7 protein-coding genes are annotated in these 7,765 nt (G+C 49.5%); 5 read left to right on the plus strand and 2 right to left on the minus strand.

The genetic code is table 11. From position 1 onward, the window contains the following. Nucleotides 1-226: 226 nt before the first annotated feature. The 4 genes from BBG47_RS21485 (at nucleotide 227) to BBG47_RS21500 (ending at nucleotide 4,600) form a co-directional block, all read left to right on the plus strand. Nucleotides 227-1,084, plus strand: a complete 858-nt coding sequence (locus BBG47_RS21485) for a PRD domain-containing protein (protein WP_065293424.1) — start codon at nucleotides 227-229, stop codon at nucleotides 1,082-1,084. Nucleotides 1,085-1,291: 207 nt separating this feature from the next. Further along, entirely contained in the window at nucleotides 1,292-2,743 is a 1,452-nt protein-coding gene (locus BBG47_RS21490) for a PTS transporter subunit EIIC (protein WP_065293425.1), read from the plus strand. 282 nt (nucleotides 2,744-3,025) lie between these two features. Beyond that, the gene (locus tag BBG47_RS21495) at nucleotides 3,026-3,685 is read left to right on the plus strand and encodes a helix-turn-helix transcriptional regulator (protein ID WP_083189512.1); all 660 of its coding nucleotides are present in this window, start codon (nucleotides 3,026-3,028) and stop codon (nucleotides 3,683-3,685) included. A 90-nt stretch (nucleotides 3,686-3,775) separates the two neighbouring features. Then, nucleotides 3,776-4,600 carry a J domain-containing protein gene (locus BBG47_RS21500; protein ID WP_065293426.1) on the plus strand — a complete coding sequence of 275 codons (825 nt, stop codon included), beginning with the start codon at nucleotides 3,776-3,778 and terminating at the stop codon, nucleotides 4,598-4,600. Nucleotides 4,601-4,708: 108 nt separating this feature from the next. Here the strand turns inward: BBG47_RS21500 and BBG47_RS21505 are convergent, their stop codons facing one another. Both BBG47_RS21505 and BBG47_RS21510 read right to left on the minus strand, forming a co-directional pair. Next, the gene (locus BBG47_RS21505) at nucleotides 4,709-6,025 is read right to left on the minus strand and encodes a glutamate-1-semialdehyde 2,1-aminomutase (protein WP_065293427.1); all 1,317 of its coding nucleotides are present in this window, start codon (nucleotides 6,023-6,025) and stop codon (nucleotides 4,709-4,711) included. A gap of 15 nt (nucleotides 6,026-6,040) precedes the next feature. Further along, nucleotides 6,041-7,075 carry an LCP family protein gene (locus BBG47_RS21510; RefSeq protein ID WP_083189513.1) on the minus strand — a complete coding sequence of 345 codons (1,035 nt, stop codon included), beginning with the start codon at nucleotides 7,073-7,075 and terminating at the stop codon, nucleotides 6,041-6,043. Between the two features lie 181 nt (nucleotides 7,076-7,256). Between BBG47_RS21510 and BBG47_RS21515 the strand changes: the two genes are divergently transcribed. Further along, nucleotides 7,257-7,765 (plus strand): ATP-binding cassette domain-containing protein (locus BBG47_RS21515; RefSeq protein ID WP_139070740.1); only part of this gene is annotated, 509 nt, incomplete at its 3' end.

Genomic DNA, 7,765 nt, shown 5'->3' on the forward strand with positions numbered 1-7,765 from the left:
GTGAGGATAAGCTCCTTTCCCGGCTGCCTCATCGTTTCCATATGTGTCAATAAAATTACAAATAAATAATATTCTGCAATAATTCTACATATTCGACAAAATTAGATTTATTCGTTGACATTGATTGTAGATTCACCTAGAATGAATGATGTAGTTGACGCACGAATCGAAAACGTTTCCAAAACGTAATCTTCCATGTGTACGCTCAGGGGAAAGGAGCCTTACTTTGTCAGAACAACGTCGCTTTGAAATCGTACGGTCATTAAGCAACAATGTCGTATTGGCAAACGATGTGTTGGGTAACAAAGAAACCATCCTTATGGGGAAAGGGCTCGGCTTTGGTGCAAAGCCTGGAGGTTCTTTGGAGACGAGTGATACACGAATCGAGAAGACCTTTGTGATCGAGGACAAACAGCATTTATCGCAGTATCAGATGCTGCTCGGGCAAATTGATCCCGAAGTCATTGTCATTTCGGAGAAGATTATTTCGATCGTATCGGAGCAGTTGACGCCGGATTTGAACGAGCATATTCATCTCGCTTTGCCGAGCCATATCGAATATGCGCTTTATCGTCTTCGCAACAATATTGCGATAGAGAATCCGTTTCTATGGGAGATTCGCACATTGAACCCCAAGGAGTTCGAACTTGCTACCCAAGCCGCTGAGCTTATCGGCAAGACGTTCGACGTTGTGGTGCCGGAGGATGAGATTGGGTTTTTGACAATCCATATACAATCTGCCGTTGCCCATGTCCCTGTCGGGAACTTTGTTCAATACAATCATCTTCTGAAGGATTTGGTCGCTCTCATCGAACGCGAGCGGGGCAGGGTCATTCCGAAGGATAGCATTGATTATTTACGATTAATTACGCATTTGCGCTTTGCGATGGAACGAATTCGCCAGGGTGATGCCACGAAGAATCCATTCCGGGACAATTTGAAGGAAATGGCGCCTTACGAATTTAGTGTCGCACAGAAATGTGCGGACGTAATGTCGAAGAAGCTGGAGATCGAAATACCCGAAGATGAAACGGCGTACATCGCAATGCATTTATATCGTTTATTTCATAAAGACTCAGAATAACGCTGGACAAGCGTGTTACTAGTTCGACTAGGCATGAGCTTGCTGGGGGATAACATCTAATTTTTTGGATGTCGTCCCGTCGCAAGCTCATGCCTTTTTTATATTCTCTAATGCGCTTACATTTTGGCGGAGGAGATGACAGGTCATAGCATAAATTTTTGACCTTTTATCCATACTTTACTTATTCACCACAAGGAGGAACGACATATGCTAGCCTTTTTGCAAAAAATTGGTCGTGCATTGATGCTTCCGGTTGCAACTCTGCCGGCGGCGGCGATTCTGCTTCGCTTCGGTCAAATTGACTATGTGAAAGATTTTCACTTGGGGGATACGGTCGGCGGGTTCTTGAACCAATACATCGCCCCATTCCTTGATGCAGGCGGATCTGCAATTTTTGATAACCTAGCACTATTGTTCGCTATTGGTGTTGCGATAGGCTTTGCCGCAGACGCGGTTGCTGTACTGGCAGCAGTTATCGCACATATGATTTTGCTGAAAGTGCTGACGAAGATTCCGGCAGCCTTTACATTCATTCCAGCTGATATGAAGCTGGACATGGGGGTTATCGGCGGTATCTTGGCTGGTTCCATTGCAGCCTTCATGTACAACAAATATCATAATATCAAGGTTCCAGATTGGCTCGGCTTCTTCGGTGGCAAACGCTTCGTGCCGATTGTCACTTCTGCTACGATGATCTTGATTGCGATTCCATTCGGTATCGTCTGGGGTCCAGTCCAAACAGCGCTTGATTCCTTCGGCAACTGGATCGTATCGCTTGGTGCGGTTGGTTCCGGGGTGTACCTGACAGCGAACCGACTTCTCATTCCGTTCGGTTTGCACCATGTATTGAATGCAATTCCTTGGTTCCAGCTTGGAACATTCACGGACGCAGCTGGCGAAGTATGGCGCGGCGATATCGCTCGCTTCTTCCATGGCGACATGACAGCTGGCGGATTCATGACAGGGTACTTCCCAATCATGATGTTCGCGCTTCCGGGTGCGGCGCTCGCTATTATTCATACAGCGAAGCCAGAGAAGCGCAAGGCGGTTGCATCGCTCTTCATCGGAACAGCGATTGCTTCCTTCTTGACAGGTATTACAGAACCGATTGAATTCGCGTTCATGTTCGTAGCGCCTGTGTTGTTCGTCGTTCACGCAATCTTGGCTGGTATTTCCGGCTTCGTAATGGCAACGCTTGGCGTACGTCTCGGATTCGGCTTCTCGGCAGGATTTATCGACTACGTGTTGAACTTCCCGCTTGCGACTAAGCCACTGATGCTTATCCCTGTAGGTCTTGTATACTTCGTTGTTTACTACGTCTTGTTCCGCGTCCTCATCAAGGTATTGAACCTGAAGACGCCTGGACGTGAAGATGACGTTGAAGGCGAAGGCGCCAAGACTGAAGCTGGCGGCGGCAATGCAACACTGCAAGAGAAGGCTGTGAAAGTGCTGGGGATGATTGGCGGCAAAGACAACATCATTGTCAATGAGGCCTGCATCACGCGCCTTCGTTTGACGCTGAAGGATGATTCCGTAGTGGATGAAGCTGGTCTGAAGTCCCTCGGTGCAGCTGGTGTCATGAAGCTTGGCAAGGGTAACGTTCAAGTTGTATTCGGAACGCAGTCCGAGCTCTTGAAGGAAGAAATTAAAAAGCTGTAAGCAGTGTTCAATAGGCACTGTCACATAGGCATGATGGCAAGGCAGAAAGCCAGCGGATTTATTCCGCTGGTTTTTTTTCGTATGTCAAAAAAGAGGGCATTAAAGCAGGGGGGATAATTGTTTACGGAAACAAAGTTGATCAAAGGCAAAATATTTTCTATACTATACGTGCATCCATAGGAACTCCAACCGCTGTTCCAGACCGAAGGATAAGGAGATGGTGGAATTGGGACAAAGGAAAATGATAGACCAGCAGCACCTTCGAGTTAGGGAGGCTGGACGATGACGATTACGCAGCAAGCCAATATGATTAATCATCCAGCCCGTAGGAATATTTTATTGTTTCTGAAGCAGCAAGGAACAGTCGGGGTGCCAGCTATCGCGGGACATCTTCAACTGACGGCTATCGCCGTTCGCAGGCATTTATATGCGCTGCAAAAGGGCGGGTATGTACATGCTCATCTGATTCGTCAGCAGCTAGGAAGACCTACCTATGAGTATAGTTTGGCTGACAAGGCAAGTATGCTGTTCGTCAGTGCATATGATGCGCTGATCATCGATATTCTTGAGCAATTGCAGGAGCGATCCGGTGAAGATACGGTGGAGCAGCTATTCCATTATCGCAGGCAGAAGTTGGAGAAGCGATATGCTCCGTTATTGAATCAAGCAAGCTTAGAGGGGCGAATCTGTGCATTAGCAGCATTACAGGACAAGGAAGGCTACATGGTTAGATGGGGCAGATGTGAGGATGGCAGCTATTGGCTGGAAGAGGCCAACTGCCCGATCTCCCAAGTTGCGGTTCAATTCGGTTCTCCTTGCAGATGCGAGCAGTCGATGTTTGCCGCGGTGCTTCAAGCGAATGTTGACCGGACAGAAAGTATTGTGGAAGGTGGCACGAGATGTATGTTCCGTATCGCTGAGCCAGATCCAGGGGAACTGTGAGAATTGTCTGAACCGGAATGTAAGGATACAGGCAATTGAGCATGAATCGATTTAGCGTGGTTGCAGCTTGCTGGGGAAAGGAGAATGATGATGAAGCGGAAGGTTGATCAAAAGGATGTCGGGGCTGAGACATCAGTCGGGATCGAATGTAATGAAAATAATGAAAGTAATGAAAGTAATGAAAGTAATGAAGCTATTGAAGTTACTGATCCTTATTTGATCTCCATCGTGAATGCATTAGAGCAGTTGACAGAGTCTTGGTCTGCTAAGCTGAAGAACGGCGGCATTAAGCTTCAGTTTGCCGTTCAAATCGGCTCCAGCCTGAGTGTAATCCAACAGGAATGGCTAATGGAGTTCCTTCAGGACTTTCATGTTCGTGATCAGGAAATGTCTAAGGTGCTGCATGCCTTTGCCACCGAGATACCGGAATGGGCGACCCGGCAAATTATTCAGCTCTTTCGCAAAGCGGAGCGTGTGAAGGCTGTACTAATTGCTCGGAATGATGTTATGGATCAGCTCGAACAGCGAATGAGGCAAATGGAGTACGACTTCTGGCAAGGCATGCTACCTACAGATGAAAATGAGCTGGAGCATGTGCTTTCAACATGGCAGCGGGAGCTGGTCGCATGGGAGGAAGAGGCATCTCGCGAGAGGAATACATACAACCGCACTTATGGAGACAGCTCGCGTTCAACAATGAAGCCACCATCCGCCGCTAAGGATTTGACCTTTCATACGTTAATTGGTGTCCCTGAAGAAGCGGATGCGAAGCAAGTGAGGAAGCAGTCCCGCAAGCTGCTGCGGGTGCTGCACCCCGATCACGGCGGAAGCGCGTATTTGTTTACATGGGTAAAGGAAGCATACGACACGTATCAAGCGAGTCGGATTCGCCGTGAAAGTCCCACAGCAAGATGATAAATAATAAGCGCCCCGTCCTATGTTTATCACATAGGGAGGGGCGCTGTACTGTACATAACGTTTCTTTTTTAGAAAACAGGCTCAGCTACTCGTCTCTTCGTACAACTAGCCTCTCATGCGGCGGAACGCTTCATGCGCAGCTTCAATCGTACGCTCGATGTCTTCCACGGTATGCTCGGTAGTCAGGAACCATGCTTCGTACTTCGAAGGCGCAAGACAGATGCCTTGATCGAGCATATGACGGAAGAATGCGGCGAACGCTTCGCTATCCGTCTCTTGTGCTTCAGCATAATTCGTAACCGGATGATCGCAGAAGTGCGTTGAGAAAGAGCCGCGAATGCGGTTGATCGTAAGCGGCACGCCATAACGGTCAGCGCCTTCTTGAATGCCGTTCGTCAAGCGGATTGCCAGCTCCTCCATTTGCTCGTATACGCCCTCTGCTTGCAGAACCTCCAAGCACGCAATGCCGGCTGAGATTGAAGCAGGGTTGCCTGCCATTGTGCCTGCTTGGTATGCAGGGCCGAGCGGAGCGACTTGTTCCATGATATGCTTGCGTCCGCCATAGGCGCCGATCGGCAGGCCGCCGCCAATGATTTTGCCCATCGCTGTCAAGTCTGGTTCAATTGCTGCATAGTCAGGGAAGGCGCGGTAAGTCTGCGCCGAACCATAATGGAATCGGAATGCGCTAATGACCTCATCATAGATAACGAGCGCACCGTATTCGCGAGCGAGCTTGCACAAGCCTTCAAGGAAGCCTTCCGCAGGCATAACCATGCCGAAGTTGCCGACGATTGGCTCAACCATCACGGCTGCCACATCGTCTCCCCAATGCTCCAGTGCTTCCTTCAAGCTGTCCAGATCGTTGAATGGAACAGTGATTACTTCGTTAGCAATGCTGGATGGAATCCCTGCGCTGTCCGGAATACCAAGCGTAGAAGGGCCAGAACCAGCTGCAACGAGCACGAGATCCGAATGACCATGGTAGCATCCGGCGAATTTGATAACCTTCGTGCGCTTCGTATAAGCGCGGGCTACGCGAATTGTCGTCATAACAGCTTCGGTACCCGAGTTGACGAAGCGTACTTTATCCATAGACGGAATAGCTTCCTTCAACATGCGAGCCAGCTTGATTTCCAGCTCGGTCGGCGTTCCGTACAAGGTACCGTTCTGCGCAGCGCGGACGATTGCCTTCGTAACATGGGGGTGGGCATGACCTGTAATGATAGGGCCATAAGCAGCCAAGTAGTCAACATAGCGGTTGCCGTCTACGTCCCAGAAGTAAGCGCCTTGTGCGCGTTCCATGAAGACGGGGGCACCGCCGCCGACCGCTTTGAATGAGCGGGAAGGGCTGTTGACCCCACCGACGATATGTTGAAGCGCTTCTTCGTACAGTTGTGCAGAACGGTTGCGATTCGTAGTCATGTAGATGAATCCCCTTTATTGTGAATTAGTTTCAGATATGGATTGCGTGACATTCACTTCCAAAGCTTTTTGAATGTATTGCTTCAGCTTATCGTCGTCAATGACCCGGAGCACGGCAGCGTTGTTCACTCGTGCATCAGTGACATTGTCCATCGGCGGGAGTTGATGACTCTGCCCAATTGAGCTGTCGTAGCCAAGCGCGGCCAGCTTCACGATGTCATCGGCTGATAAGTTTGTCTCGACATAGGGCGACACTTCCCTGATAAGAGAGGGGAGCTGCAGCAGGTTCCAGGTTGATTTGAGCTTGTTGGCTAATGCCCCAAGAAGATCGCGCTGCCGCTGGGTGCGAGCATAATCGGACATCGCATCATAGCGGAAGCGGGCGTACATGAGAGCCGTTTCGCCATTTAGCAGCTGCTTTCCTTTTTTCAAATCAATATCGTATTGATGCTTATCTGCCTTGCTCGTATATTTCATATCCTTCTCCACTTCAAATTCCACGCCGCCCAGCGCATCAATCAACTTGATAAATCCGACGAAGTCTGTATACACATAATATTGAATGTCCAGTCCTGTCAAGTCGCTTGCTGTCTTCATAGCGAGCTCCGGTCCGCCATAGGCGAGCGCCGCATTGAGACGATCCTTGCCGAAGCCAGGGATGTCAACGTATGTATCCCGCAAGAGGGAGAACAAGTTGGCGCGCTTCGTCTTCGGATCGAAGGAGGCGAGCAGAATAGAATCTGACCGTGGGACTTCGTTAGCCTCCAGTCCGCGAGAGTCTCCGCCCAGCAGTAATATGTTGACTCTCTCTTCTCCCTGCCATTTGGGAGGCTCTATGTTGACCTTCTCCGGCACGCGATGTACGACGGGGGTGAAGCGAGAGGTTTCGGGCGGTTTCTGCAGACTGTCCAAGCTGCTGTACATGGACCACATATAATAACCGGCACCAGCCAGAAGGAATACACAAACAGAAATAAGGGCATGCTTCCAATACTTTTTCAACATATGGATCGTCCTTTCCGCATCCGGCGGCAAAGCGGCGAGAGTCATGATGTCGAATCCGGTGCATTCAGCATTCTTTCAAGTCGTCCTACGTGCTATAGTAAAGGTTATGGGCAAATGCTCCGCATCTTGTCTAATCAATTATAGAATTTTTACAGAATCGAATCAATTGAATGACTTGTACCCGCGTAACGGGTCGGTGACCAGGGAAAGGGTGACAGAAGTATATATGAACGCTATTGACGTGCGGGATTTGCGCAAAACGTTCCAAGTACAGAAAAATCGCGACGGGCTGAAGGGGGCGCTGCTTGATTTATTCAAACGGGAATATAACGAAGTAATGGCAGTGAAGGATATCTCCTTCACGATCCCACAAGGGGAAATATGCGGATATATTGGGGAGAATGGTGCAGGCAAGTCGACGACGCTCAAGATGCTGACCGGGATTCTTGTGCCAACCTCCGGTGATATTCGTGTGAACGGATTTATCCCGCATAAGGAAAGAGAGAAGTTCGTGCAGGGCATCGGCGTCGTCTTCGGGCAGCGAAGCCAGCTGTGGTGGGATATCGGCGTAATTGAATCATTCCGGCTGCTGCGCAAGGTGTACCGCGTTTCTGAACATGATTTCAAGCAGCGGCTGGATGAGTTGGTTGAGCGTCTTGCCTTGCAGGAGCTGTTGAACCGCCCGGTACGGAAGCTAAGTCTTGGACAGCGCATGCGCTGTGAATTGGTGGCATC

The organism is Paenibacillus sp. KS1 (genome assembly GCF_001680695.1).
In the GTDB taxonomy this organism is placed as follows: domain Bacteria; phylum Bacillota; class Bacilli; order Paenibacillales; family Paenibacillaceae; genus Paenibacillus_B; species Paenibacillus_B suaedae.